This is a genomic window from Arthrobacter sp. SPT-J7 (assembly GCF_059089965.1).
The window spans coordinates 248,627-274,959 of sequence record NZ_JBNHFF010000004.1; the positions used below are offsets into that span (position 1 = coordinate 248,627).

At 66.0% G+C, this 26,333-nt stretch carries 24 protein-coding genes and 1 pseudogene; 10 read left to right on the forward strand and 15 right to left on the reverse strand.

What is annotated here, in order from left to right; translation table 11 throughout:
* Positions 1-5: 5 nt before the first annotated feature.
* Together AC5RWX_RS08705 and ligM are read left to right on the forward strand one after the other, a co-directional pair.
* A complete protein-coding gene (locus AC5RWX_RS08705) occupies positions 6-686 on the forward strand; it encodes a GntR family transcriptional regulator (protein ID WP_493939405.1) in 681 nt (226 codons plus the stop codon).
* Positions 687-786: 100 nt separating this feature from the next.
* On the forward strand, positions 787-2,193 hold the full coding sequence (ligM, locus tag AC5RWX_RS08710; protein WP_493939404.1) for a vanillate/3-O-methylgallate O-demethylase: 1,407 nt from the start codon (positions 787-789) through the stop codon (positions 2,191-2,193).
* A gap of 140 nt (positions 2,194-2,333) precedes the next feature.
* Here ligM and AC5RWX_RS08715 read toward each other — a convergent pair whose 3' ends face one another.
* Both AC5RWX_RS08715 and AC5RWX_RS08720 read right to left on the reverse strand, forming a co-directional pair.
* Entirely contained in the window at positions 2,334-3,839 is a 1,506-nt protein-coding gene (locus AC5RWX_RS08715; RefSeq protein ID WP_493939403.1) for an aldehyde dehydrogenase family protein, read from the reverse strand.
* A 179-nt stretch (positions 3,840-4,018) separates the two neighbouring features.
* Positions 4,019-4,201: a hypothetical protein gene (locus AC5RWX_RS08720; RefSeq protein ID WP_493939402.1), complete on the reverse strand. Its 183-nt coding sequence runs from the start codon at positions 4,199-4,201 to the stop codon at positions 4,019-4,021.
* 72 nt (positions 4,202-4,273) lie between these two features.
* Between AC5RWX_RS08720 and AC5RWX_RS08725 the strand changes: the two genes are divergently transcribed.
* Positions 4,274-5,737, forward strand: coding sequence for a protein adenylyltransferase SelO (locus AC5RWX_RS08725; RefSeq protein ID WP_493939401.1), 1,464 nt, complete (start codon positions 4,274-4,276; stop codon positions 5,735-5,737).
* Positions 5,738-5,920: 183 nt separating this feature from the next.
* Positions 5,921-6,622: an endonuclease/exonuclease/phosphatase family protein gene (locus AC5RWX_RS08730; RefSeq protein WP_493939464.1), complete on the forward strand. Its 702-nt coding sequence runs from the start codon at positions 5,921-5,923 to the stop codon at positions 6,620-6,622.
* Between the two features lie 33 nt (positions 6,623-6,655).
* Here AC5RWX_RS08730 and AC5RWX_RS08735 read toward each other — a convergent pair whose 3' ends face one another.
* Together AC5RWX_RS08735 and AC5RWX_RS08740 are read right to left on the reverse strand one after the other, a co-directional pair.
* Positions 6,656-7,393, reverse strand: a complete 738-nt coding sequence (locus AC5RWX_RS08735; protein WP_494097270.1) for a polysaccharide deacetylase family protein — start codon at positions 7,391-7,393, stop codon at positions 6,656-6,658.
* A gap of 179 nt (positions 7,394-7,572) precedes the next feature.
* Positions 7,573-8,580 (reverse strand): EamA family transporter, encoded by a 1,008-nt coding sequence (locus AC5RWX_RS08740; RefSeq protein WP_494097271.1) that lies wholly within the window; start codon positions 8,578-8,580, stop codon positions 7,573-7,575.
* Between the two features lie 46 nt (positions 8,581-8,626).
* Here AC5RWX_RS08740 and AC5RWX_RS08745 point away from each other — a divergent pair, with 46 nt between their 5' ends.
* Together AC5RWX_RS08745 and treS are read left to right on the forward strand one after the other, a co-directional pair.
* Entirely contained in the window at positions 8,627-9,124 is a 498-nt protein-coding gene (locus tag AC5RWX_RS08745; RefSeq protein WP_493939398.1) for a MarR family winged helix-turn-helix transcriptional regulator, read from the forward strand.
* A 206-nt stretch (positions 9,125-9,330) separates the two neighbouring features.
* Entirely contained in the window at positions 9,331-11,736 is a 2,406-nt protein-coding gene (gene treS / locus AC5RWX_RS08750; protein ID WP_493939397.1) for a maltose alpha-D-glucosyltransferase, read from the forward strand.
* A gap of 155 nt (positions 11,737-11,891) precedes the next feature.
* Here treS and AC5RWX_RS08755 read toward each other — a convergent pair whose 3' ends face one another.
* The 4 genes from AC5RWX_RS08755 to AC5RWX_RS08770 all read right to left on the reverse strand — a co-directional run bounded on the left by AC5RWX_RS08755 (position 11,892) and on the right by AC5RWX_RS08770 (position 15,078).
* A complete protein-coding gene (locus AC5RWX_RS08755) occupies positions 11,892-12,488 on the reverse strand; it encodes an NADPH-dependent FMN reductase (RefSeq protein WP_493939396.1) in 597 nt (198 codons plus the stop codon).
* Positions 12,489-12,639: 151 nt separating this feature from the next.
* Complete coding sequence (locus AC5RWX_RS08760; protein WP_494097288.1) at positions 12,640-13,458, reverse strand: hypothetical protein; 819 nt, start codon at positions 13,456-13,458, stop codon at positions 12,640-12,642.
* A gap of 224 nt (positions 13,459-13,682) precedes the next feature.
* Positions 13,683-14,030, reverse strand: coding sequence for a GNAT family N-acetyltransferase (locus AC5RWX_RS08765; RefSeq protein WP_493939395.1), 348 nt, complete (start codon positions 14,028-14,030; stop codon positions 13,683-13,685).
* 34 nt (positions 14,031-14,064) lie between these two features.
* Positions 14,065-15,078 (reverse strand): pirin family protein, encoded by a 1,014-nt coding sequence (locus tag AC5RWX_RS08770; RefSeq protein WP_493939394.1) that lies wholly within the window; start codon positions 15,076-15,078, stop codon positions 14,065-14,067.
* Positions 15,079-15,165: 87 nt separating this feature from the next.
* Between AC5RWX_RS08770 and AC5RWX_RS08775 the strand changes: the two genes are divergently transcribed.
* Complete coding sequence (locus tag AC5RWX_RS08775) at positions 15,166-15,789, forward strand: DedA family protein (protein WP_493939393.1); 624 nt, start codon at positions 15,166-15,168, stop codon at positions 15,787-15,789.
* 47 nt (positions 15,790-15,836) lie between these two features.
* Here the strand turns inward: AC5RWX_RS08775 and AC5RWX_RS08780 are convergent, their stop codons facing one another.
* Both AC5RWX_RS08780 and AC5RWX_RS08785 read right to left on the reverse strand, forming a co-directional pair.
* Positions 15,837-17,111, reverse strand: a complete 1,275-nt coding sequence (locus AC5RWX_RS08780; protein WP_493939392.1) for an ArgE/DapE family deacylase — start codon at positions 17,109-17,111, stop codon at positions 15,837-15,839.
* A gap of 132 nt (positions 17,112-17,243) precedes the next feature.
* Positions 17,244-18,014 carry an MFS transporter gene (locus tag AC5RWX_RS08785; RefSeq protein WP_494097272.1) on the reverse strand — a complete coding sequence of 257 codons (771 nt, stop codon included), beginning with the start codon at positions 18,012-18,014 and terminating at the stop codon, positions 17,244-17,246.
* A gap of 253 nt (positions 18,015-18,267) precedes the next feature.
* Here AC5RWX_RS08785 and AC5RWX_RS08790 point away from each other — a divergent pair.
* A pseudogene (locus tag AC5RWX_RS08790) lies at positions 18,268-18,855 on the forward strand (MFS transporter); the annotation flags it as partial.
* On the opposite strand, the gene AC5RWX_RS08795 reads toward AC5RWX_RS08790, so the two are convergent.
* Positions 18,753-19,322 (reverse strand): RsbRD N-terminal domain-containing protein, encoded by a 570-nt coding sequence (locus AC5RWX_RS08795; RefSeq protein ID WP_494097289.1) that lies wholly within the window; start codon positions 19,320-19,322, stop codon positions 18,753-18,755. The pseudogene AC5RWX_RS08790 and the gene AC5RWX_RS08795 overlap by 103 nt on opposite strands.
* A gap of 162 nt (positions 19,323-19,484) precedes the next feature.
* On the opposite strand from AC5RWX_RS08795, the gene AC5RWX_RS08800 reads away from it, so the two are divergent.
* Both AC5RWX_RS08800 and AC5RWX_RS08805 read left to right on the forward strand, forming a co-directional pair.
* Positions 19,485-21,179, forward strand: coding sequence for an amidohydrolase (locus AC5RWX_RS08800; protein ID WP_493939389.1), 1,695 nt, complete (start codon positions 19,485-19,487; stop codon positions 21,177-21,179).
* Positions 21,176-22,429, forward strand: a complete 1,254-nt coding sequence (locus AC5RWX_RS08805) for a M20 family metallo-hydrolase (protein WP_493939388.1) — start codon at positions 21,176-21,178, stop codon at positions 22,427-22,429. The genes AC5RWX_RS08800 and AC5RWX_RS08805 overlap by 4 nt, the downstream gene beginning before the upstream one ends.
* Positions 22,430-22,447: 18 nt before the next feature.
* On the opposite strand, the gene AC5RWX_RS08810 is transcribed toward AC5RWX_RS08805, so the two are convergent.
* Genes AC5RWX_RS08810 through AC5RWX_RS08825 form a run of 4 tightly spaced genes read right to left on the reverse strand, consistent with a single transcriptional unit; the run spans position 22,448 to position 26,264 of the window.
* Positions 22,448-22,891, reverse strand: coding sequence for an ATP-binding protein (locus AC5RWX_RS08810; protein ID WP_493944523.1), 444 nt, complete (start codon positions 22,889-22,891; stop codon positions 22,448-22,450).
* A complete protein-coding gene (locus tag AC5RWX_RS08815; RefSeq protein WP_493939386.1) occupies positions 22,884-23,216 on the reverse strand; it encodes an STAS domain-containing protein in 333 nt (110 codons plus the stop codon). Before AC5RWX_RS08815 ends, AC5RWX_RS08810 begins: the two co-directional genes overlap by 8 nt.
* Positions 23,200-25,149, reverse strand: a complete 1,950-nt coding sequence (locus tag AC5RWX_RS08820; protein WP_494097273.1) for a glycosyltransferase family 2 protein — start codon at positions 25,147-25,149, stop codon at positions 23,200-23,202. Before AC5RWX_RS08820 ends, AC5RWX_RS08815 begins: the two co-directional genes overlap by 17 nt.
* Positions 25,146-26,264 carry a SpoIIE family protein phosphatase gene (locus tag AC5RWX_RS08825; RefSeq protein WP_493939384.1) on the reverse strand — a complete coding sequence of 373 codons (1,119 nt, stop codon included), beginning with the start codon at positions 26,262-26,264 and terminating at the stop codon, positions 25,146-25,148. The genes AC5RWX_RS08820 and AC5RWX_RS08825 overlap by 4 nt, the downstream gene beginning before the upstream one ends.
* Positions 26,265-26,333: the final 69 nt, after the last annotated feature.

Below are 26,333 nucleotides of genomic sequence, written 5' to 3' on the forward strand. Positions count from 1 at the left end.
CCAGCATGGAGCAGCCACGCGTGAACACCACCCCACCCGCCGTCCCGAAGTCCACCGACTCAGCCGCCGTCGTCGCCGGCTTGAAGAGGGCAATTGACCGGGGCGAACTGGTCCCCAACCAACGGTTGGTGGAGGCGGACATCTGCGCCGAGTTCAACGCCAGCCGGGCCACCGTCCGGGCCGCGCTGGCGGAACTGACGCTGGAGGGGTTGGTCGAGCGGATCCAGAACCGGGGCGCCCGGGTGCGCGCGGTCTCGGTGGAGGAAGCCGTGGAAATCACCGAAGTCCGGGCCGCGCTGGAGGCCATCTGCGCCGCGAAGGCGGCAGAGCATGTCACCGACGAGGACGTGCAGGAGCTGCAGGCCCTCGGCCGGACCATGAGCCAGGCCGTGGAGACCGGCGACCTGCTGCAGTATTCGGAATGCAACAAGACGCTGCACCGCCGGGTGATTGAACTGGGCGGGCACCACACGGCGGCGGCCCTGATCGCGCGGCTGCGCGGCCAGAGCGTCCGGTTCCAGTTCCGGCTGGCCATGCAGCCGGGGCGGCCCTCGGTCTCCCTGCCCGAACACTTGGAGATTGTGGACGCCGTCTGCGCCAAGGACCCGGAGCGGGCCGCAGCGGCCATGGAAAAGCACCTGAAGAGCGTTGCCACTGCCATCATGCGGGCGGAGCCCGGCAGCTGAGTCATGCCGGTTCCCCTGCCACCTGCAACCGAACAACATGCCTCCGTTACGGGGCATCGGACAAGATACGCCGGCCGCGGCCGGCGGGGAGAGGGGAATCATGAGTGCACAGAACCTGCAGCAGGTCCTGGACCAGGCCGGCAATACTGTCGAGCTGCTGCGCAATTCGCAGATCGGCGCCTACATCTATCCGGTGGTGGCGCCGGAGTTCACCAACTGGCGCAGCGAGGTCCGGGCCTGGCGGGACACCGCCGTGCTGTACGACCAGACGCACCACATGGACAACCTGTTCATCAAGGGCCCGGATGCGCTGAAACTGATCTCCGACACCGCGGTCAACTCGGTGGCCAATTTCCCGGTGAACAAGGCAAAGCAGTATGTGCCGACGACGCCGTCCGGGCACGTGATCGGCGACGGCATCCTGTTCCACGAAGCCGAGGACCAGTTCGTCTACGTGGGGCGCTCGCCGGCCGCCAACTGGCTGCTCTTCCACGGGCAGGCCGGCGGGTACAACGTGGAGCTGGAGGTGGACCGCCGGTCGCCGTCGCGGCCGATGGGCAAGCCGGTGCAGCGCAAGTACTGGCGCTTCCAGATCCAGGGTCCGAACGCCTGGCAGATCATCGAAAAGATCAACGGCGGCCCGGTGGAGCAGCTGAAGTTCTTCAGCATGGACCACATGCAGGTGGCCGGGGCGCAGGTGCGCACATTGCGGCACGGCATGGCGGGGGCTCCGGGATTAGAACTGTGGGGGCCGTACGAATCCTACGACCGGGTCCGTGAAGCCATCTTGGCGGCCGGGCAGGAGTTCGGCATGTTGGCCGTCGGCGCCCGGGCCTATTCGTCCAACACGCTGGAATCCGGCTGGATCCCGTCGCCGTTGCCGGCCATCTACTCCGGCGAGGAGCTGCGGCCCTACCGGGAATGGCTCGGCGCCGACAGCTACGAGGCGGTCAATGCCGTGGCCGGCAGTTTCGTTTCCGACAAAATCGAGGACTACTACCTGAACCCGTGGGAGCTGGGCTATGGCTCCTTCGTCAAATTCGACCACGACTTCATCGGCCGCGAGGCGCTGGAGAAGATCGACCCGGCTGAACAGCGCAAGAAGGTGACGCTGGCCTGGAACGCGGAGGACATGACCAAAATCTTCGCCTCGCTGTTCGACACCGAAGGCACGCCGTACAAATACTTCGACCTGCCCAACGCCAACTACGGGTCCTCGAACTACGACTCGATCGTGGACGCCGGCGGCACGAACGTGGGCCTGTCCCTGTTCACCGGCTACAGCGCCAACGAGAAGAGGGCGCTGTCCCTGGCCACCGTCAACCCAGACGTGGAAATCGGCACCGAGGTGAAGGTGGTGTGGGGAGAGCCCGACGGCGGCACGCGCAAGACCACCGTGGAGCCGCACCAGCAGCTCGAGGTCCGCGCGGTAGTCAGCCCGGCACCGTACTCGGTCACCGCCCGCAACGAATACCGCGGCGGCTGGCGGACGGCCCAGGACGTCTGACCGGAGGCCCTGCGCCCGGCCGCGGCACAGCTCCGAGCGAACGGGCCGGTTCCCCTGCTGGGGGAGCCGGCCCGTCCAGTGATCGGACGGGCGGGGACAGCCGTTTGCCGCGCGCTGCCGGCCGTCCGCCGTCGTTGTTGTTAGTGGCCTGCGGCTGCGGCCGCTTCATCCAGGTGCGCCACGGAGCGGGTGTCCTGGAAGGCGCGGACGCCTTCGATGCCCTGCTCGCGGCCAAAGCCGGAATGCTTCATGCCGCCGAACGGTGCGCGCAGGTCCAGCCGCGTGGCCCCGTGGTCGTTGACCCAGACGTAGCCGCAGACCAGCTTGGCCGCGACCTCGTTGGCCTTGTCCTTATCCGCGGTCCACACCGAACCGCAGAGGCCTGCCCACGTGTCGTTCGCGGCCGCGATCGCGTCCTCCTCGCTGTCGAAGGGGATGATCGGGACGACCGGACCGAACTGTTCCTGGGTGACCACGCGCAGGGACGGATCCGGGTCCACCACCAGCGCCGGCTTCAGGAAGTTGCCGCCCTGCAACGCGGGGTCGGAGGGGAGTTCGCCGAACTCGCGGACGTCTGCACCGGCTGCCTTGGCCTCGGCGATGAGCTCTTCGACGAACGTCTTCTGCGCGGGCTGGTGCAGCGGCCCCATGGTGGTGCCTTCGTCCAGGCCGTAACCAATGACGGCCTTCTCCAGCCTTGCGGACAGCCCGGCCACCAGTTCCTCCATCCGCGAGCGGTGCACGTAGACCCGCTTGGCGTTCATGCAGATCTGCCCGGTGGTATCAAAGACCGCCGCATACAGCCGGTCCAGGTGCGTGTCGTCCAGAATGGCGTCATCGAGGAAGACCGCCGGGTCGTTGCCGCCCAGCTCAAGCGTGACGCGGGTCAGGGACTTGGAGGCCATCTCCATCATCTTCTTGCCGCCGCCCACGCTGCCGGTGAAGCAGACCTTGGCCACGTCGTCGTTCTGGATCAGGCCGCCCATCTCGCTGTCATGGCCGGTGACGATGTTCAGCACACCCGGCGGCAGCTTCTCCGCCACCCGCTGCACTACCCGGGTGATCGCCAGCGGCGTGGTGGGCGGTGGCTTCACGATCGCGGTGTTGCCTGCCAGCAGCGCGTGCGGCAGCGAGGCGCCAAGGATGGCGATGGGCCAGTTGAAGGGGACGATGATGGTCACCACGCCCAGCGGCTGGTAGGCCACCGAGGTGGTCACCGGAATGCCGGGCGCCGGTTCGAGGACCTTGCCCTGGTCCACTTGGTCGGCGAGGGAAAGGGCCAGCTGGAAGCGGATGTCGAAGACCAGAGCGTCCACCCAGGCCTCCATCCGGATCTTTCCGTTTTCCTGGGACAGGATGGCCGCGTCCTCGTCCCGCAGATCGGCAAGGCCTTCGATCGCTGCGGCGAGCTGGGCCGCGCGTTCTTTCGCGCCGAGGGCAGCCCAGGCCGGGAAGGCGGATTTCGCCGCGGCCACGGCGTCGGCCACATCCTGCTTGGACGCGGCAGCGGCGTAGCCCACGACGACGTCGGGCTTGCCCGGGTCCGCCACGGCGTAGGTCTCACCGTTGGTGCGGACTTCACCCCCAATGTAGAGCCCCGTAGTGACCTGGGTGGTTTGGCCTGGTGTGCTTGCCAAATCAGTCATCTCACAACACCTCTCTGTGTTTGCCATCCGGTCCCATGCCGGAAGGAGGAGGGCGCCAGGCCGTGGCCGTCCCGGCCGCCGAAGGAGAGCAGCTTGGCATCGGGTGGACAGGCCTTGATTCCCCTCCTTTCAGCTTTGCCTATCTGCGAAGGGACTGCTAGGGGTAGCACGCCTTATTTTCAGTAGCCCCGGTACGGATTGTGGTTGGCGTCCCCGCGGCGGCCATGGTCATAGCCTTCCTGCCAGGCTTGCTGCACGGAAGCCACCAGCCCGGCCAGCAGTTCGTACGTGGGGTGGTCCGGCCCAACCCAAACCATTTCTTCTCCGGCCCGGTTGAGGATGTCGAGGATCTGGTTGCTCATGGTGGCCTTCCTGTGGGCTCTGGCCCCCGTTCGGGGTGACGCCGTATCCGCTGTGGTAGTTATTCTTGGAGGATGAGTGCTCCAGCACAATCAATCGTGGAATTTGATGGTCGCTTCGCCCGGGAGCTTGCGGAGTTGGCCGTTCCATGGCGGGCGCAGCAGGTCCCTGACCCGCGGCTGCTGATTCTCAACGAACCGCTCGCCCACGAGCTGGGATTGGATCCGGCCGTCCTGCGCAGCCCCGACGGCCTGCTCCTGCTGACGGGCAACCTCATTCCCGCCGGCGCCACTCCGGTGGCACAGGCTTACGCCGGCCACCAATTCGGCTGGTACTCTCCCCGGCTGGGCGACGGGCGGGCCCTCCTGCTGGGTGAGATCACCGATGAGCAAGGCCGTCTGCGCGATCTGCACCTGAAGGGTTCCGGACCCACGCCCTTCGCCCGGAGCGGTGACGGCCAGGCCGCGATGGGCCCGATGCTCCGCGAGTTTGTGATCAGCGAAGCGATGCATGCCTTGGGCATCCCCAGCACGCGCTCCCTCGCCGTCGTGACCACGGGGCTGCCGGTCTACCGCGAGACCCAGGTGCAGGGGGCAGTTCTTGCCCGGGTGGCCAGCAGCCATCTGCGGGTGGGCAGTTTCCAGTACGCGCGGGCCACGGGCGACGACGGTCTCCTGCGCCGACTCGCCGACCATGCAATTGCCCGCCATTATCCTGCCGCTGCCGACGCCGAGCACCCCTATCTGGCGCTGTTTCAAGCGGTGACAGCTGCCCAGGCCTCGCTGGTGGCGCAGTGGATGCTGGTGGGGTTCGTCCATGGAGTAATGAACACGGACAACATGACCATCTCCGGTGAATCCATCGACTACGGGCCCTGCGCCTTCATGGATGCCTTCGATTCCGCGTCGGTGTACAGCTCGATCGACGAGGGCGGACGTTACGGGTACGCCAACCAGCCCCTCGCCGCCGAGTGGAACCTCGCCCGTTTTGCCGAGTCCCTCCTGCCACTTTTGCACGACGACCAGACGGAGGCTGCCGCACTGGCGTCAGAAGCACTCCGCGCCTTCAGGAGCGAGTACAGCGCAGCGTGGTCGAAGGGCGCGCGGGCCAAGATCGGCCTGCACGGCGACGTCGACCCGACAGCGTCCTCAAGGCTAGTCAATGACGTGTTTGACCTGCTGCAAGAGGGCCATGTGGACCACACCTCGTTCTTCCGGAGCCTTGGCGCGGCTGCCCGGGGCCACGCCGAAGCGGCGCGGCGCCTGTTTCCGAACCCGGACGGGTTCGACGAGTGGATGACGCGTTGGCGTCCCTTCGAACCGGATGCCGACCTGATGGACCAGGTCAATCCCGTCTACATTGCGCGCAACCACTTGGTCGAAGAGGTGCTCGCCTCCGCGGAGGAAGGCGACTTGACCCCGCTGACCAGGCTCCTGACCGCGGTGACCAGCCCTTACGACGAGCGCCCCGGGCTGGAACGCTATGCCGCCGCACCGCCGGAAGACTTCGGCGCTTACCGGACTTTCTGCGGGACCTAAGGGCTGGCGCGCTGTCTCTTGCCGCAGTGCGTAGAAACGCCCCGCTCTCGCTTGCGTACGGGGAGCGACTGGAATCCGCTGCTTCATACCTCCGGCAGACGGAGCCTGTGTGGCTCACCCAGACTGGCTCGGTAGGATAAGCCGCAAGCAACAACTACCTCCGCCTGGAAGGGTGATCCCTTGTTGAAAGCTATTAGCTACAACCTCCGGAAGCACAGTGCGAGCGCGGAACTCGAAGCTTTAACCGACCGCTACGAAGTAGACGTCATGTGCCTGCAAGAAGCGGACACAGAGAAGCTCCCGGACAAGCTGGGCCATCTGCAATTGGCTGATTCAACTAAGGGGAACAGGCTGGGCCTGGCCATCTATTACGACGAGAAAAGATTCTCCGCAGTAGAGACGAACACCTTCGAACTCAAGAAATCGTTGCACGACTACGTGCTGGCGCCGGCCCACGAGCGGCTGCTCGGGGTCAAGATGGTAGACAACGAAAGCAAGCATGAAATCGTCGTCGGCGACTTCCACGCCGCCCCGCTCACGGCCACCAACTCCCTGCGCCGGCACCAGATCAAGGCCGGACACGAGGCCCTGCTGGGGATGGGCGGTCCGGGCCTGCAAATGACGTTGATGGTGGGAGATTTCAACTACCCCTTCTTCACTAAAAACCTGGTGGAGCACCTCAAGGAAACCGGCTATGCCCTGACCCTGAGCAACCGCAGAACCTACACGCGCTACAAGCTCTTCCGCGGCCACTTCGATTTCGCCACGTCGTTGGGGCTGGATATCCAGAACGTGGAGACCTTGCCGCGCGGCCAGTCGGACCATCTGCCGATCCTGGTGACTGCCGAATACGTCGACGAAATCCGGACCGCGCGCGCCAGTTGACAGTCCCACATCGGCGGAGCATCCAGCCGGCAGCTAGCAAGGCAGCTTTGACGGCAGCTTCACAGGACTGGTGAGGACTGAGCCTTTATTGTCCTTGCCGCGATAAGCCCGGCACACCTTGAGGCCTCGGTCGGCCAGCTTGGACTTCATCTTGCCGATGGCATCCGGGTTGAAGCCGTTCCACTGCATATGCATCAGAATGGTGCCGCCCTTGGTGGCTATCTTCGCCACGCTGGAAACCACCTGCGCTTTTGTTTTGCCCAGGGTGTCATAGCTGCCCCTGGTCCACAGCCAGGGCTTCATGCCGACCTTCCGGTAGCCGCAGCGGACCGAATCGTCGATTCGGCCGTACGGCGGGCGGCCGTAGTTGGTCACGACGCCGGGGGCACGCAGTTCGCGGGCCACAGCGGCGCAGCTAAGCGTCTTCATATCCTGGCGGTGGTTGATGCTGTGGTTGATGACGTATTGGCCGTGCGAGCGGGCCAGCTTCACCAAGTCGACGCCGTATTTCCTCTTGTACTTCTGCAGGCATCCGCCGGTGGGGGCAATGACGAGTCCGATGCTTTTCTTTTTGGCGTATTGAACGACCTTTGTGAAAGAGGTCAGGGTCCTCGGGCAGTCGTCATAGCTCAGCACCACGCGGCTGGTGTGGTTGGGTCCCCGCGCCTCGCTTTGAGTCCAATGAATGGCGGCCTGGGCACTGGGCACGAACCCGGCGGTGAGCAGACCCAAGACAGTGGCCAGGACAAGCAGCATTCGGCTGGTACGCATGGCGCACCGTCCTTCCCCCAAACACCGTACGGCCGGAACTGAGGTTTGCCAGTTCGTGGGGCTCGCGCGGCTACGCGCCATTTTGGGGCAGATGCGCTGGAAAGGGCAAGAGGGTAGGCCCCCTCATTTAATCCAGGCTCATCCCGACCGTCCTACGCTCCGAGTCCACGGCCCCGGTTTCATTTCAGCCCTCGGCGCATCCATCCGTGCAGCGCCTCGCCGGAAGCGCTAGATCTGGCCAGTTGCGGTTGCACCCGTTCCTGGTTTCGACCAGGGACTGCCGTTCGAGGCACTCCGTTCGGCGGTCCGACGGCCGGTGCGTGCCCCGCCGTCGTCCTTCGCCGCAGATTGGCGGCCACGAGGGTGCCTAGGATCAGCAGGGCGCCAATGATCTGGCCCGGGAAGAGCTGTTGGTGCAGGAGCAACCAGCCGGCGGATGTGGCGACCACTGGGCTCAACAGCCCCAGCAGCGAGGCGCTGAATGCGGGCAGCAACTGCAGCCCGCGGAACCACAGCGCATAGGCCAGCGCTGTGCCCACCAGGGACAGGTACAGGTACCCGGCCACGTTCGGCCCGGTCAGCTGTGCAGGCAGCGGGCCCTCGGCGAACAGGGCCAAGGGGACCAGCAGTAGACCGCCGGCCGTCAGTTGCCACGAGGTGACGGCCAGGGACGTAGCTGGCTGCCCCCACTTTTTGGTCAAGACCAGGCCTGCGGCCATGGACGCGGTTCCGCCCAGCGCCGCCGCCACGCCCAGAGCGTCGAGCCTGGCTTCGGACTGGAGTACCAGCAATGCCACGCCGGCCAGACCCGCGGCTGCGGCGGCAATCTTGGCCGCCGTCAACCGTTCGCCGATCCAGCGCGAGGCCAGGACCGCCACCAGCAGAGGCTGGACTGCGCCGATGGTCGCGGCCACACCACCGGGAAGCCGGTGGGCCGCGATGAAGAGCAGTGCGAAAAACACGCCGATGTTCAGTGCGCCGAGCAGGGCTGCTTTCCACCACCAGTCGCCGCGAGGCAGCTGGCGGGCCGCCAGGAGCAGGATGAATCCGGCAGGCAGCGCCCGCACGGCAGCGGCCAGGAAGGGCTTGTCCGGCGGCAGGAGCTCGGTGGTCACCGCATACGTGGTGCCCCATGTCAGCGGAGCGATGCCGGTCATTGTCAGAAGCACCCATTTATTGCTAAGCACTTAGCCATTATAGCTAAGTGCTTAGCAATAACCTAGGCTGGGCTGCATGGAAGATCAGGTAGTAAGGATCCTTGAGCAGTGGACTGCGGAACGCCCCGATCTGGATGTCTCGCCCATGGCGGTGATCGGGCGGATTTCCCGGGCCGCCCGGAAGATCGACGCCGTCCTTGCCGCAACCTTCGCCCGCCATGATCTGGACTCGGCAAGTTTCGACGTGCTGGCCACACTGCGCCGGTCCGGCAAGCCGTACACGCTGAGTCCCCGCCAGCTGACCGAGAGTGCCATGGTCACGTCCGCGGCCATCGCGCAGCGATTGAACAGGCTGGAAGAGAGGCAGTTGGTTGCCCGGGCCCAAAACCTCAATGACGGCAGGGGAAAGCTGGTCACCCTTACGCCCGCCGGATTGGACCTGATCAACAAAGCGCTGCCGGACCATGTGGACACCGAACACGCACTGCTGGCCGGTTTGACCCAGAAGGAACGCAACCAGCTCGCGGGATTGCTGGCCAAGGTGGAGCAAGCAGCCACCGAGGCTTCTCGATAGCGAGAGCGCCCCGGCGAAGTTCCGTTCGAGAGTTCTGCCTGGATCGTCCAGCGTCGCTCCGTATACGACGCTTCATGGTCGATCTTCGGGCGGCTTTGGCGGTCCTTGCCGCGGCGCGGGGGTAGTGATGGCACCGCCCGTCTGGCAGTGTTGGAAGCAAGCCGGTCTGGAATATTCCAGAAGTCCTGCACGAAGGAGATGACGCCATGAACGATTCGGTTCCTGGGCACGATGTTCTTGACAGCACTAACCTTGACGACAGCGGTGCTCCCGCCGTCGCAGAGGGCGGCAGCACCGCCGTCGAGCCGGAGGTCGACCCGGAGCTGGATCCAGAGGTTGAACCGGAGGTCGAGCCCGAGGCCGAACCGCAGGTTCCGGAAATCACGTTCGACGAGCAGTTCTACCCGGCCCGCCCGCGCTCGCTGCGGCCGACGGCCCGGCGCCGGCATTTTATGCCCGGCCGCCCGCCGTTCGACCCGGATGCCCGCAACAGCGTCTACGTGGAGTGGCTGCGCAACCAGTCCATGTTGGGCGACGCGAAGGTGCTGGCCCGGCAGCTGTCAGGGCAGGCCAGCATGTGGCAAAACCCTTACGCCTATCCGGATCCGCGGGCCGCGGTGGAGAAGGCCTCGGTCTGGTTCACTGCCTACCCGCTGTCCCTGATCACCCGGCCCGGCCAGACGTTCCTGGCGGCACTGGGCGATTTGGACTTGTGGGAGGCGTTCCAAGAGATCGGGATCAAGGCCATCCATATCGGCCCGGTGAAGCTGGCCGGCGGCCTGACCGGCTGGGACCACACCCCCAGCGTGGACGGGCATTTCGACCGGATCAGCATGGCCATCGACCCGCTGTTCGGCACCGAGGACGAGTTCCGGCGCATGTGCGAAGTCGCCACCGAGCACGGCGGCACCATCGTGGACGACATCGTGCCGGGCCACACCGGCAAGGGCGCCGACTTCCGGTTGGCGGAGATGAACTTCCGCGACTACCCGGGCATTTATCACATGATCGACATTCCCGAGTCGGACTGGGACCTGCTGCCCGAGGTGCCGGAAGGGGAGGACTCGGTCAATATCGACGTCGCCACCGAGCGTGCCCTCCAGCGGGCCGGCTACATCATCGGCGAGCTGCAGCGGGTCATCTTCTACGAGCCGGGCGTGAAGGAAACCAACTGGAGCGCCACGCCGCCGGTCCTGGACACGCACGGGAAGCCGCACCGCTGGGTGTACCTGCACTATTTCAAGGCCGGCCAGCCCTCCATCAACTGGCTGGATCCCACGTTTTCCGGCATGCGGCTGGTGATGGGCGACGCGCTGCATTCCTTGGTGGATTTGGGCACCGGGGCGCTGCGGTTGGACGCCAACGGGTTCCTGGGCGTGGAGAAAAGCGCCGAGGAAACGCCGGGCTGGTCGGAAGGGCATCCGCTCTCCGCTGCGGCCAACCAGATCATCGGCAGCATGGTCCGCAAGGTCGGCGCTTTCACGTTCCAGGAATTGAACCTCAGCATTGACGACATCAAGGCCACGTCGGAAACCGGTCCGGATTTGTCCTACGACTTCGTCACCCGTCCGGCGTACCACCATGCCCTGGTCACCGCGGACACGGAGTTCCTCCGGCTGACCCTGCGGCTGGCCATGGAGATCGGCATCGACCAGGCGTCGCTGGTGCACGCGCTGCAGAACCACGACGAGCTGACCTACGAACTGGTGCACTTCACCACCAAGCACAAGGACGACCTCTACGAGCTCGACGGCGAGGAGCTCACCGGCGCGGAGCTCGCGCACAAGGTGCAGCAGACGCTGCGGGACGGGATCACCGGCGAGGCCGCGCCCTACAACCTGGTCTTCACCGCCAACGGCATCGCCTGCACCACCGCCAGCGTGATCACCGCGGTGCTTGGCATTACCGAGCTGGACTCCATCACGGAGGAACAGGCGGCTGAGGTCCGGAAGGTGCACCTGCTGCTGGCCATGTACAACGCGCTGCAGCCCGGTGTGTTTGCGCTCTCCGGCTGGGACCTCTGCGGAATCCTTCCGCTGGACCGCAGCAAGGTGGCCCGGCTGATGTCCCGCGGGGACACCCGCTGGATCAACCGCGGCGCGCACGACCTGATGGGCTTCGATCCGTCGGCGCAGACGTCAACGGCCGGCATGCCGATGGCGCGGGCACTGTATGGCACGCTGCCCGAGCAGCTGGAAGACGAGTCGTCCTTTGCGCGGCAGCTGACACGGATCCTGGCCGTCCGCGACGAGTACGGCATTGCCAAGAGCGCGCTCATCGATGTCCCCGACGTCTCCCACCGCGGCATGCTGGTGATGGTGCACCAGTTGGTCGACGGCGGACAGGAGGTCACGGTGCTGAACTTCTCCGGCCAGGAGGTGGCCGGCACGGTCCGCTCCGAAGCGCTGGAGTTGGGGTCGGAAGTGACCGACGCATTCAGCGGCGATGCCATCGGCACAGTGGACGACCTGCACAGCTTCTACCTGCAGCTGGGACCCTACGAGGGGACGGCACTGCTCGTCAGCCCGCCGCCGGCTGCGGAGGACATCGACGACGGCGGTGCCTCCGAAGAGTTCGACGCCTACGACGAGGGGCCGGAAGTTTACGACTGAGCGGCTCTGACGATCGCTGATGCCACCCCAGAGGATTGACCGTAGCGATAACGCCCCCAGAAACAGGGGCGTTATCGATACACCGATCGGAGGGGCTCAGTCATCAAGTCGACGGGGCGGGCCATTCGACGGGTGGGGCCAGTCGACGCGGCGGGCTATTTATCGGTGTCCGGGTCGCCGATGTGGCCGGGCGCGTTGACGGCAAGGACCCGTTCGACAAAGGCACCGTACTCCGCCATGTAGTGGCTCAGGAAGCCCTTGGTCGATTCGTCTTTGACCTCGCCGTCCTCCCCGTAGACCTCCGGTTTGAAGGCGATGTACACCTCCGGCGCGTTCAGCTGCGGAGCATCCAGAAAGCTCAGGACACCGCGCATGGAGGATTGCATCACCGCAGTGCCGATGCCGCCGGGAGAGGCGCCGACGATGCCGGTGGGCTTGCGGGCGAAGGAGTTGGTGCCCCACGGCCGGGAGCCCCAGTCGATGGCGTTTTTCAGGGCTCCCGGAATGGAGCGGTTGTACTCGGGGCTGACGAACAAGATGCCGTCGGCGGCTTCGATGGCATCCTTCAGCGCCCTGCCCTCGGGCGGATAGTTGTTGTCATAGTCCTGGCTGTACAGGGGCAGGTCCCCGATAGGGATTTCGTTGAACTCCAGGCTGTCAGGAGCCAGCTTGATCAGAGCCTTCGCGAGTGTTCGGTTGATGGACGTGCTGGACAAGCTGCCGACAAAATAGCCGATCTTGTAAGTGGGCATGGGATTCTTCCTTCCCGGCGGCCGGCACAGGCCGGCCCGTGGATCCTTTGGCCGCGGACGCCCCAAGGAGGCGGCCCGACATCCGCAAGGCTACTGCGATCGCAGAAGCCCGGTAACCCTGCCAGCCGGCAACACCCGGACGACGGCGGAGTTAGATTTCCCAGTCGCCCAAGCCGCCGCCGCCGTCGCCAAAGAAGCCACCGGCACCGTCGCCGAAGAGGCCGCCGAAGCCGGCGTTGTCCGCAAAGCCCTCCCCGGCGGACGCAACGCTGTCGCCGATGCCGTCCGCCGCGCCGGCGATTCCCTCCCCGATGCCGGAGAACCCGTCCAGCAGGGGACCTGCGATGGCCGAACCGACGAAGCCGGCGGCCACACCGGCGAGCAGCCCGGCGCCCAAACCGCCGGCGGCACCGGCGGCTCCCGCTGCCAGGCTGCCGCCGCCGCGTCCCGATCCGCTCCGGCCGAGGATCCGTTCCATGAAGCCCGGTTGGGCTACCTCGGCACGGGTGGCGGCCCTGGCCAAAGTTTCCGGCCGGTCGGAGGCGGCCCGCTCCGAGGCAGGAAGCTGGCGGTTGAGATCGTCCCGGAGCATGGCGCGCTGCTGCGGGGTCAGGCGGGCGAAGGCTTCGGCATGGGCCCGCTCCATATCCTGCGGCGGGGCCGTCTGAAGCATGTACTTGTACTTGGCGATGGCCGCCTGGTCGGCGTCACGCCCGGCGCTTTGGCCAGCCCTGCCGGCATGCGGCTGCGGCGCCGATGGATACTGCTGTCCGTCGTAACCGCCGCGCCGGTCATAGCCGCCATCGTTGTATCCGCGGTCCTGTCGATATCCGTTGCCGGGCTGCTGGCCGTAGCCGGCTCCGGAGTCCTGCGGCCGGTTCTGGCGCTGCTGACCGGTCCGTTGGGCCAGCTGCTCTTTGGCATACTGGACCGCCATGGTTTTGCCCTTTTGGACCAACTTGTCGAACATTCCCACGTCTTGCTCCTCGCCTGCCCGGGTTCATAGCCGGGACACGTTGCCTGATCATCTCTCGCCTTAACAACTGGCGGGCACCGGCGTCAGTTCCGGTGGGTCCGGATGCTGGGACGAACGGCACGAATCCAGGGGTGGACATCCGGCCGCTTTCAAGGATGGACATCCTTGAAAGCTGCGGCGGAATCGAAAGCTGCCGCCCTTGCCGCCGGGCACTCCGGCTAGCTGCTGAGCTCTGCGACCGCTTGGAGGTGTTCCGGGCGGACGGGAACGGTATTCGGCTGGTATTCCGGATGCTTTTCCACATAGGCCTTGAAATAGGGGCAGACGGTGACCGCGGCCACGGCTGCGGCAGAGGTGTCTTCGAGCGCGTAGCGGGCCAAGCGTCCGGCGAGCCCCTGGCCGGAGTATTCCTCCTTGACGGTGGTGTGGAAAAAGATCCGTTCCGGACCCGTGCTGCCCTCGAAGGGCAGCCAGTGGGCCTTGCCGATGACCTTGTCTCCGTCGATCAGTTCGTAACGGTGGCGTTCGGCGTTGGGGCGGACGGTGATCGTCGATTCGGATTCCATGCTGTCTCCTGTAGGTGGGGGAGCGTCATGCAGGTCAGCCGCGGGGGCGCAGTTGGACGGTTGGCAGCGTTGGCGCAGGGAGAGGGGCCGGCGTCCCCTCCGGGTACGGGCCAAACCGGGGATAGGGGGTACCGTCCGGATAGGTGCCACCGGCTGGTTCCGGGGCTGGTTCGACGTCGATCTCGGCCTGCCAGGCGGCGCGGTAGGCGACGATCTCGTCGTGGCTCCTTCCCACGAAGTTCCACCACATAATGATCTGCTCGCCCAGCGGCTCGCCGCCGATCAGCAGCACCCGTGCCGGGACATCACCCGCCTCCAGCACCACGCGGCCGCGGCCGGGGGAGAGGTAGACAAGGTGGTCTACGGGTACCTCCTCCCCGTCCAGCCGAAGGTCGCCGGTATCCAGCAGGATGCCGTGTTCGAAATCAGGGTCCAGGTCTAGTTCCAGCCGCGATCCGGCCCGGAGGACCGCTTCTGCGCCAAGCAGTGGCGGGGTGCGCGTATTGACCGGGGAGGTGGAGCCGGCCAAGCTGCCGATGAAAACCCGGAGTTCGGTTCCGTTGCCGACAACGGGTTCCGGCGCATAGTGCTCGAAGGTCGGCGGCATGTTCCGGGTCGATTCCGGAAGCGCGAACCACAACTGCGCGCCGTGCAGGAGGGTGGTGTCCGGTGTCGAGAATTCCTGGTGGGAGATGCCGCGGCCGGCAATCATCAGATTCACCTCGCCCGGACGCACGATCGCTTCAAAGCCGGCGGAATCCCGGTGTGCGATCTTGCCCGAGAACAGCCAGCTGACGGTGGCCAAGCCGGTGTGCGGGTGCCGGGGAACGTGCATGCCGCCGCTCTGCGAGACCAGATCCGGCCCGTAGTGATCGAGGAAGCACCAGGCCCCGATCAGGCTGCGCCGTTTCTGCGGCAGGGTCCGACGAACGTTCATGGCACGGATCCCGCCCAGCGGCACATCCCGTGGAGTCAGGACTTCCACGTCGGCGGCCTCGGCTTCCAACGTGCAGACCACTTCCCGTGGTGCAGTCTCCATGTTGCTCATGGCCTAAGTCTAGGCACCAGCACGGTTGAAGCACCCGTGCGGCATCCGTTGGTACTTCCGCCTGTGTGCTTCGGAGAGGATAGAGGGATGGAGGAACTCGGCGAACTGCTGCGCAGCCTGGATTACTGGTGGATCTATCTTGCCGGGGCGTTAATCGTGACCGTGTCCGCCATGGTTCCCCCGGTGCCGAGCACCACGCTCTTTGTTGCGCTGGGTTCGCTGTCGGTGCATACCGATCAACTGAACCCTTACCTGCTAATGGCTGCCATGCTGGCCGGAGCGGTGGCGGGTGACGCGGCGACTTTCGTGTTGGTGCGGCGCTTCAACCTCCCGGAGCGCAAGGTCTTCTCCGGAAACCACTGGCAATCCGGCTTCCGTGCCGCCCGGACCCGGCTGGGGCGCAAAGGCCTGCCACTGGTGCTGACGTCCCGGTTTGTGCCCTTGGGGCGGCTGACGCTCAATGTGGCGGCTGGGATGATTCCCCAGCCCGGCCGCCGGTTCCTGACACACTCCGCCATTGCCGGCGTGCTGTGGTCCGCCTACTCGGTGGGCGTCGGTGCCCTCTCCGGTGCCTGGCCCCAGCTGAGCACAGAGTTCGCCGTATTGCTGGCCATTGCCGTGTCCTTGGTGCTGGGAACGGTGATCAACCACGTGGTGTCGTGGTGGGAGGGCCGGCAACTGCCCGAATTTGTCCGGAAACGGGGCGACTAGACGGATGCCGCCGACACCGGCCGGAACCGGTGTCGGCGGCAAAAGCCCTATCCCCGCTCTTTCACCCCGCACCAGTTGGCGATGAACAGCGCGATGCTTTTGGTGATGCGGCGGACTGATTCGACGGAGACACGCTCGTCAAAGCCATGGATCGCTTCGGAGATCGGTCCGTATACCAGCGTGGGAGTGTCGGCGTAGAGCGTGAAGACGCGTCCGTCGAGGTAGCCGGGGGTGGTGAAGCTGCCGAGCTCGCTGTCGAAGACCTGCTGGTGCGTGCTCTGCAACAGGGTCTCGGCCTCACTGCCCGGTTCCAGGACGTAGCCCTCGGAAAAGAATCCGGTCTTGGTGGCGACGGCATGGATGGGCGCCGGCCCGGTCCCCAGCTGGGCGAGGCGCTCCTGCAGTTCGTTCCAGGCTTGTTCAGCCGGGGTGCCGGGGTAGATGGCCGCCCGCACATCGAATTCGCACCACGCGGGAACACTGGAGGGCCAGTCGCCGCCGGCGATTTGCCCGAAATTGAAGTTGATGGGGTGCTCCAGGTCCTCGAAAAAGCGGTGCTGGCCGCGGTCGGCGTTCCACTTCTCCTCGACCTCGCGCAGAGCGGTCATGGCGGTATAGGCGGCGTCAATGGCGTTGAAGCCGGTGCCCATCTCGCGCGGATGGGTCGGGCTGCCGGTAACCCGCACCTTGAACCAGAGCACGCCGACGTTGGCGCGGACCAGCATGTCCTCTTCGGGCTCGGGGATGATCACGGCATCCGCCCGGTAGCCGCGCATGAGCGCGGACAGTGAACCGTTGCCGGTGCATTCTTCTTCGACCACTGACTGGAAGTGGATGCGGCCGGCCGGTTCCAGACCGGCGGCCCGGACGGCGTCGAAAGCGAAGAGATTGGCGGCCAGTCCGGCCTTCATGTCACCCGCGCCGCGGCCGTACATCCAGCCGTCGATGATGGGTGCGTCCCAGGGGGAGCGGGACCAGTGTTCTTCCGGACCCTCCGGCACCACGTCGACGTGCCCGTTCAGGATGAGCGAGCGGCCGGCTTCGGAGGCGGGGAGGTAGGTGCCGACGACGTTCGTCATGTCCTCGTAGGAGACGGTGACGGGCCCGAACCCGTGGTGCGTAGCGAGCTCCTCGGGGTCAAGCTGCCAGCGGTCCATGTCCAGCCCGCGGGCGGCCATGGCCGAGTGCAGCAGGTCCTGGGCACTGCCCTCCTGGGTACGCAGCGACGGGTGCTTCACCAATTCCTGGGTAAAGGCCAGCTGGGCGTCGAAAGCGGCGTCGACGGCTTCGAGGATGCGTCGGGACTGTTCTTCGGTGATCATCCATTGCTCCTTGGTATGACGTGGGGGAGCCGCCTGGTTGGGCGGCTCCCCCACGGTTGTTGAAGAGTGCTGCTGACGACGGCGGTGCTTGCCGGCCGTCGGGACCCGCACCTGTTGGGGCGGGAAGCGGGTCTAGGCGTCTGCCACGATCTGCTTGTCCTTGACCCGCATCCGCTCGCCGAGGAATCCGCCGACGGCAGTGAGCAGCGCGATGATGGACAGGATCATCGCTGCTCCCCAGGACGCGTTGCCGGAAACACCGAGCATGGCGGTGGCGATCATCGGCATGAAGCCGCTGGTAGCACCGGCGATGTTGTAGCCCAGGGCAACACCGGAGTAGCGCAGCTTGGCCGGGAACAGTTCGGTCAACAGTGCGCCGTTGACCGCGTAGGCCACGGCAATCAGCATGATGCCCAGGGTGATGGCCAGGGTGATCAGCAGCGGGGACTTGGTGTCGATCATCGCGAAGATCGGGAAAGCCAGGATGGCGGTCAGGATGCCGCCCCACATCGTGACCTTGCCCGGCCCGATTTTTTCCGCAAGCCGGCCCATCAGGATGGTGACGAAGATCTGCGCGACGGCGGCGACCAAGGTGGCGTTGACCATGACATTGCGGTCCACACCCAGGGTGTTGGCGCCGTAGCTGACCGCGAAGGTGGTGATCATGTAGAAACCGCCGACCCCGAGCAGGGCCGCCAACACGGCGACGAACAAACGCCCGCCGGCGTGGCGGAAGACCTCGAGCGCCGGCACCTTGGCGGTGTCTTCCTGGGCAAGCAGGTCCTTGAAGATCGGGGATTCCTCGACCTTTAGCCGGATCCAGAGCGCGACGAGCAGCATCGGAATGGCCAGCAGGAACGGGATCCGCCAGCCCCAGGCGTCGCAGGTCATCGGGCTGGACATGACCGTGCCGGCCCAAGCCGCCTTGGCACTGGTTGCCCTCGCGGACTACAAAAACTGAGGCAATTTGTGAATAAGCACAATCCACCCTTGTCAAACCGGTGAGTATTGTCATTGTTTAGGCTATTGGCACTCCCCTACAGTCGAGAGGTACTTCACAGCTCTACCGCGGGATGTCCTCCGTTCAGGGCCATTGGAATTATCGGGCTGCCGCTCCATCACCGACGCCGGCCCACACAGCTTGAAAGGCAACCTCGTGACGACGCCGCAATCCCTCAACACTCCCGGCTCCCCGCCGACAGTTTCCGGCAAGGACGCGGGCAAAATTGCCCGCGCCGCCTTCGTCGGGACAGCCCTTGAGTGGTATGACTACTACCTCTTCGGCACTGCCGCGGCTCTGGTGTTTAACCGACTGTTCTTCACGGACCTGGACCCCACCGCAGCCCTGCTGGCCTCCTTCGCCACCTTCGGCGTGGGCTTCGCGGCCCGCCCCATCGGCGCCGTCCTCTTCGGCTACATCGGTGACCGCTACGGGCGCCGTCCCGCGCTACTGACAACGATCGTCCTGATCGGCGTCGCCACCGCCCTGATCGGCCTGCTGCCGGACTTCGAGGCCATTGGCCTGGCCGCACCGATCCTGCTCGCCGTGCTGCGCCTGGTCCAGGGCCTGGCCGTGGGCGGCGAATGGGGCGGCGCGGTGACCATGGCCGTCGAGCACGCCCCGGCCGAAAAGCGCGGCCGCTACGCCGCCTTGGTCCAGATCGGTTCGCCGGTCGCCACCTTGATGGCCTCCGCCGCGTTCACCCTGGTGCTGCTGTTCCCCTCCGAGACCTTCGACTGCTGGATGCTGCTGATGTATGTCTCCACCGTGTCCAGAACGCGGTCCATGTTGGCCACCAGGATCTCGGTGCCGTGCCCGCGCGCCACCCGTTCAAGCCCTTTCCACAGGACCCTGAAGTCGTTGCGGACAGCGCTGAGGAAGGCCTCCAGCGGAACTCCCTGGCGGGCCCGGCGCGCGGCGACATCCCGCGGCAGTGAGACAAGATCAGCTGGAAGTTCCAGCCCGGCGAGCAGGAACAGGAACCTCTCCATGGTGTCTACCGCGGTCCGGCGCACATCCTCGTCCGGCACTAGAGCTCCCTCGTAGGAGATGCTGGCGAAGCGCTCCAGGAAGTCGCTGACCAGCGAATCGCGTTCCTGCCAGAGGCGCTGGATCCGTTCCGTCCACTGAGGCTCCGCGGACGGGTCGGGATTGAAGTCCCGAGGCGGCCCGGCGCGGTGTGGAAGGACCTCTGCTGGCGACTCGCTCATGGACCCATTTTATGCAATCGCCTAATTCTTTTGAAAGATATGGCGTCATTTAGCCATTGAGCGCGACATTACTCCAGTGTTGAATGGACGTGGCGGCCCGGCATGGCCCCGCGCGCCAACTATCGCTCCGGGCACGCCGCTGCGAAAGAACGAAGAGGACTCATGCTCGTCGATCTCCTGATCCGCAACGCCCGCATTCTGACCCAGGATTCCGAACAGCCGCTGGCTGAAAGCCTGCTGATCCACGACGGGAAGGTGCTGGCACTAGACGTCGACCAGCAGAGTGTTCCCCGCGCCCAAAGGGTTATCGACGCCGCTGGCGCCGTGATTGTCCCCGGCTTCAATGATGTGCACGCCCACAGCGTGTGGTTCGGGCTCGGCCTGATGGAAGCGAATCTTGGCTCCGTCGCGAGCCTCGACGAGGCCTACGCGGTGATAGCCGACGCTGCCGCTTCGCTGGCGGAGGACGAGTGGGTGGTGGCCTCGGGCTATAGCCCGCTGCTGCACCACGGCGCACAGCCTGACCGCGACCGGCTCGATGCTGCCGCCGGCGGCCGCCCGGTCTGGATCAAGCACTCGTCCGGCCACGCCTGCAATGTTAACGGCATCGCCCTCGACCTGATCGTGGAACGCGGGGCGGACCTCGCTGCGCCGATCGACGGCGGCGTCGTTGCCAGAGATGCTGAGGGCCGGCCCACCGGGCTGCTGGAGGAGAACGCCATGCGGCTGGTGCAGGACATCATGCTGCCCTACCCGCTGGCCACCATCGAACGTGCGCTGGACCTGGCGACGTCCCACTACCTGACCGAGGGCATCACCAGCGTCACGGACGCCGGCATCGCGGGCGGATGGATTGGCTACTCGCCGCGTGAATTCGGCGCCTACCAGAGCGCGCGCGATAAGGGCCTGCTGAGCGTCCGCATGCAACCGATGATGGTTTTGGATGCCCTGCATCGGGTTCCGGGACACAAGGCAGACCCCGACTCCCGCGGGCTTGACGCCGGCATCCGCACCGGCCTGGGTGACGATTGGCTCCGGCTGGGCCCGGTGAAGATATTCAGCGACGGATCGCTGCTGGGCAGCACCGCGTACGTCACCGAAGAGTACGTGGGCTGCCCGCATAACCACGGCTACCTGCAGATGGACGCCCAAGAGCTGCGGTCATCCTCGCTCGAGGCCTACCGGGCCGGATGGTCCATCGCCATGCATGCTATCGGCGACCATGCCGTGGACCACGCGATCGACATCATCACGGAAGCCCAGGAAACGTACGGCCGCAAGCCGCTGCCCAACCGGATCGAGCACGGCGGCGTGGTCCGGCCAGAGCAGCTGGACCGGATTGCAGCGGCCGGGATCGTGCTGGTCCCGCAGCCGCATTTCATCACGGAGTTCGGCGACGGCATGGCCAGGCTGCTGGGACCGGAACGGACGGCGACGTCCTACCCGGCCAACAGCCTGCTGAAGCGCGGCGCCACGCTGCCGGGAAGCTCGGACCGTCCGGTGTCCAACGGCCGGCCGCTCGATGTGATGCAGTCGTTCGTCCAGCGGCTGACCCCCTCCGGCGAGATTTACGGTCCGGGCGAAAGGATCACCGCGGCTGAGGCGCTAAACGCTTACACCGCCGGCTCCGCCGCGGCTACGGGAACTGACGGGACCAGGGGGCGGCTGATGCCGGGAATGCTGGCCGACCTGGTCTTCTTGGACCAAGACCCCACCGCCGTCGACCCTTCGCAGATCAGTGCCACCCAGGTGCTGGCAACGATGGTTGGCGGCGAGATCCGCTTCGGCGCAGAACACTTCCCGGCGCAGGAAGACCGGGACTCAGCGATGGCATCGACCGGGGAGGAAACCCGATGAGCACCACCAACCAGGAATTCTTGGCTGACTTCGCCGCCATGTCCGGCTTCGGCGCTACCGCCGGCGGCGGCGTAGACCGGCAGGCGGGCACGACGGCGGACCACGCCACCCGCCGCTGGTTCGGCGAATGGCTGGCCCAGCATGGCTTTGCCGAAAAAGTGGATGCCGCCGGAAACCAGTTCGGCACCCTTGACCTTGTTCCCGGCGCTCCCTACGTACTGCTCGGATCGCATCTGGACTCGCAGCCTCTGGCCGGCCGGTACGACGGCGCCTACGGCGTGCTGGCGGGGGCCCACGCGGCGGCCCGCGTCGCAGCCGATGCTGCTGCCGGCGGGCTGGACCCGGTGTACAACATTGCGGTGGTCAACTGGTTCAACGAAGAAGGCAGCCGTTTCACGCCCAGCATGATGGGCAGTTCGGTGTTCACCGGAAAACTGCCCCTGGAACAGGCATTGGCCACCGCTGACCCGGCCGGGACCACCGTTGCCGAAGCCCTGGCCGCGGATGACCGCAGCACCGGCTCCGACGCGCCGGTGCTGGCGGACGTGGCCCGGTACGCCGAAATCCACATCGAACAAGGCAAGAACCTCGAGGAAACCGGCACGCAGGTCGGAATCGTGGACCGCACCTGGGCGGCCAGCAAGTACCGCGTCACAGTCGACGGCGCGCAGTCACACACCGGCTCCACCCGGATGGAGGACCGCCGGGACGCCCTGTACGGAGCCGCGCTGGTCATCTCCGCTGCCCGGGATCTGGCCGCCGAGTTCGCGCCCGGGCAGCTGCACACGTCGGTGTCCGAGATGTACGTGCTGCCCAACTCGCCGGTGACCATCGCGCGGCAGGCGGTCATGAACCTGGACCTGCGTTCACCGGACGAGGAGGTCCTGGCCCGCGCCGTGGAGTTGCTGGACAAGCGCATCGCCGACGCCGAGGCTCTCTCCCGGACGGACATCTCGCTGGTGCAGACGCACCGGTGGGGCCTGGTTTCCTACCAGCCCGCGGGAGTGGCGCTGGGGACCGCCAGCGCGGAGCAGCTCGGCTTCAGCCACACGAAGATCATGACGGTGGCGGGGCACGACTCCACCAACATGAAGGATGTGGTCCCCACGGTGATGCTCTTCGTGCCCAGCGTCGACGGCATCTCGCACAATGAAGCAGAATTCACCCGCGACGATGACGCCCTGCGCGGCGTGGACCTGCTGACCGAGGTCACACGGCGGCTGGTCCGCGGCGAGCTCGCCGCCGACTAACGGTCCGCCGGCGAGTGACTAACGGTCCGCCGGCGACTGCTCGGGGCTGTGGCGGCAAAGAACCCAGACGTTGTCCTCGCCGTGGCGCTCGAAGGTGACCGTGCTGACCAGAGCATGGATCAGGTTGAGCCCCCGGCCGGACTCGGAGTCGTCGTCGACTTCTGGCGGATTCGAGATGCCGGGGCTGGACGGTGCAGCGCCGATTTCGGAAATACGCGCCTCCAGTCGGCGGGACCAGATGGTGATGTCAACGCCGAGCTGCAGGGGCGTTTCCGAAGCAGGGACGGCGTGTTGGACCACATTGGTGGCGGCCTCGATGACGGCAGTCGAGAAGGCCATGCGGTCCATTTCCGGAACGAAGCCGGCTTTTAGCCACAGCGCTTCGAAATCCTCGTGCAGGGCCTCCACGGTTTCCGCCGTGGCCAGCCCTTGGCGCGAGCTCCGGGCCAAGACCTCAGTCATTGGAAAAGGCCGCATCGACGCTGTCATACGGGGTCAACACCCGGTGCATGCTGGTCAGCTCCAACACCATCTTGACCTGCGGCTGCACGTTCGCAATGCGGAGGTCGCCTCCGGCCTGGCGGGCGATCTTCAGGCACCCGATCAGGGCCCCGAGGCCGGAGGAGTCCATGAATTCCGTGCCCTCCATGTTGACCACCACATGATGGCTTCCTTCGGCCACGACCGCTGCCACCACCTCGCGGAGCAGGGGAGCTGCGACCATGTTCAGCCTGCCGCTGCCGTTGACTTCGGCATAGGCAGGCGTGGTCTCAACGGTGAACTGCATCAACGTTCCTTTCGTCGGGCGTGAACCCTTTGTACCTGACAGCTTTGAACAGCACGCTCAGGATCAGCAAATCGAAAATGACCCAGGCCACGTTCACCAAGGTGCCCACCGGTTCGTTCAGGCCGGCGGCAAGTCGTGCCGCTCCTACCACCAGGGCGGCAACCAACAGGGCGATGGCGACCAACTGGGGGACGATCAGGTTCCAGCTGCCGCCTTCGGACTGGCGTGCCTTGGGGGTGACGGCAAAGCCGAGGGGGCGTCCGAGCCAGACGTTGCGGGCCGCCGTCGTGCATGCCTTGATCCAGGTGGGGAAGAGGGCCAGGCTGTACTGCTGTCCCCGCCAGGTGCTCACTCCCTTGCCCACTACCGCGAACAGCAGTTGGTTGACCACCATGAACGGGATGAAGCGGATGAAGAAGTCGGTGCTCAGGCTGCTCACGGGCAGGATGCCCAGAGTGAGATAGATGACCGGGGCGGCGAAGTAGACCACGGCGGCAAACCCGCTGAGGTAGCTCCACATGGTGGAGAAGTACATCAGCCGCTGGCCGAGTTTCAGCCCGCGCTGCAGCAGTGGGTTTTCGCGCAGCATGACCTGGATGGTGCCCTGGGCCCAGCGCAGCCGCTGGGTGAGCATGGTCTTGAGGTCCTCCGGAGCCAAACCGTGGGCGAGGACCTCGTGGTGGTAAACGCTTTCCCAGCCCATCGCGTGCAGCCGCATCGAGGTGGCCATGTCCTCGGTCACCGAGATGGTGGCCAGCGGCATCACCGGCTGGGCCTCGTCGGGCCGCTCTACGGAGACCGCGTCCAGCACCGCCTGCACCGAGCCCAGCGCCCCCAGCGGGGACCAGTCCCGCTGGGACATCCGTTCCACCGCCCCGTCCAGCTGGTCCGGTTCAGGCGGCGTGCCGCCTAGCTCCATGGCGGCAATTTCGGCCAGGTCCGCTTCCAGGACAGCGAAGTTCTCGGCGACCAGTGCCCGCACGGCGGCTTCGACCTTATTCCGCAGCTCGTAGGTGATCTCACTGAGCGAACCGCCGCCCCGGAGCTTCGCGCGGGCCGCGTCGGTGGCCGCTTCCACCTCGTCGAGCAGGCCTGCAACCAGCGGATCGGCCGCTTCCGGAGAGCGGCGGGCCTTTCGGAGGGCGCTGCGGGCTCCGGCCAGAGCGCGGTGGACGCCGCGTTCCACCTCCCTCACGTAGCCGGCCAGACCCAGCTGCATCAAAGCCTCACGCCGGAGCAGGGCGTTGGAGCCGCAGAAGAACGCCGCGTTCCACCCGTCCTTGCCCTGCTGGATGGGCCCATAGAAGAGCGGGGCCTGGCTGCCCAGCGGGTCGTCGGCAGGAACGTTGCTGAAGTACTGCGGGGTTTGGACCAAGGCGACCCGGCGCTGGTTGAAGTACCCCAGCGTCTTGTCGAGGATGTCGGGCTGGGGGATCTGGTCGGCGTCAAGGATCAGAAGGAACTCCCCCTGAGTCATCATCAGCGCGTTGTTCAGGTTGCCGGCCTTGGCGTGCCGCGGCTTATCCGCCCAATCGCCGCTGCGGGTCAGGTAGCCCAGTCCATGGCGGGCCGCCAGTTCAGCCAGTTCGGGTCTGGCGCCGTCGTCCAGAATCCAGGTGCTGTGTGGATAACGGATGTCCCTTGCCGCCAGCGCCGTGGTCATGACCAAGTCCAGCGGCTCGTTATAGGTAGTGATGAACACGTCCACCGTGGCATCCGCCGGCGGGGCCGGCGGCACCTTGCGTTCGCGGACCCGCCACACGCCCAGGCCAAAGAGCCCCACATCGATCAAGCTGTAGGTTTCGGCCAGGACCAGGGGGACAGCTATCCACCAGGCGGACCAATTAAGGGAGTCCAACCAGCGCCAGAGCAGATAGTTGGTGCCCAGGATGACCGTCAGAACGACGAGCAGACGGATGGCAAAAGGTCTCACGCCGCGACCACGGCGGTCTTCTCGGCTGGGCAGCGCCGCACCATCACCGCTGTGACGTCGTCGGCCACCGCCGTGCCGGCCACGTCCAGCACGGCGTCGCACACGTCTTCCGCCGAGTCGCGCCCAGCCGCCACAGCTGCCACCGCATCCATGGCCGCATCCACCGAATCGAAGGCGTCGAGGAGTCCGTCGCTGAGAACCAGAAGGGAATCCCCGGGCGCCAGCAGCAGCCTGCCAGCGGTCCACGTAGTTCCGGGCACCGCCCCCACCGGCGGGCCGCCCGACGGCAGGCGGCGCAGGCCGCCGTCGTACAGGTGCAGCCCCAGCCCGTGCCCTGCATCCACGTAATCCACGGTTCCGCTGCCTGCGTCCAGCCGGGCATGGAAGATGGTCACGAAGGAGGAGGACTGGGCCAGGTCCCACTCCAGCGCTTGGCTCGCCGCTTCGAAAGCCCGGTTGAGGTCCGCATACCGGTTGGAGGAACGCAGCACCGCGCGGACGGTGGCGGCGATCAGGGCGGCACCCATGCCCTTGCCCATTGCATCCGCGACGGTGACTTGCAGGCCGTTTTCGGTGGCGGACCAATCGAAGAAGTCGCCGCCCACGTTGCGGGTGGGCCGGCACCGGCCGGCCATGTCGTAGTCCTGGATCCGCAGCGGTTCGCCGGGCAGCAGGCTGCGCTGGACCTCGGCCGCGCGTTCCTGGTCGGCGCTGGGAGCCGGATCGACCGGCTGGGAGCGCGGGCGGCGGAACAGCGCGGCGATCCGCGCCTGCAGCTCCCGGGGGCTGAACGGCTTGCTGATGTAGTCGTCGGCGCCCGTTTCCAAGCCGCTGAGCCGGTCAACTTCCTCCACGCGCGCGGTAATCATCAGAATGTAGGCGTCAGAAAAAGCCCTTACCTGGCGGCATACTTCGATGCCGTCCAGATCGGGCAAATTCAAATCCAAGGTGATGAGATCGGCGCCGCCGGCCCGGATTAATTCAAGTCCGTCCTTGCCGGTTTCCGCTTCCACCACGGTGAAGCCTTGCTCGGAAACAATCTGGGCCAGCAGCCTACGAATGTCGGCGTTGTCCTCGACTATGACGGCGCGGCGGTGGGTGGGGACTGCTGGCATGCTTTTATTAAGGCGGTTATCTTCTCGTTTGTCACTTCCGTCACTGCAGAAACCGCCCGTGACGACGAT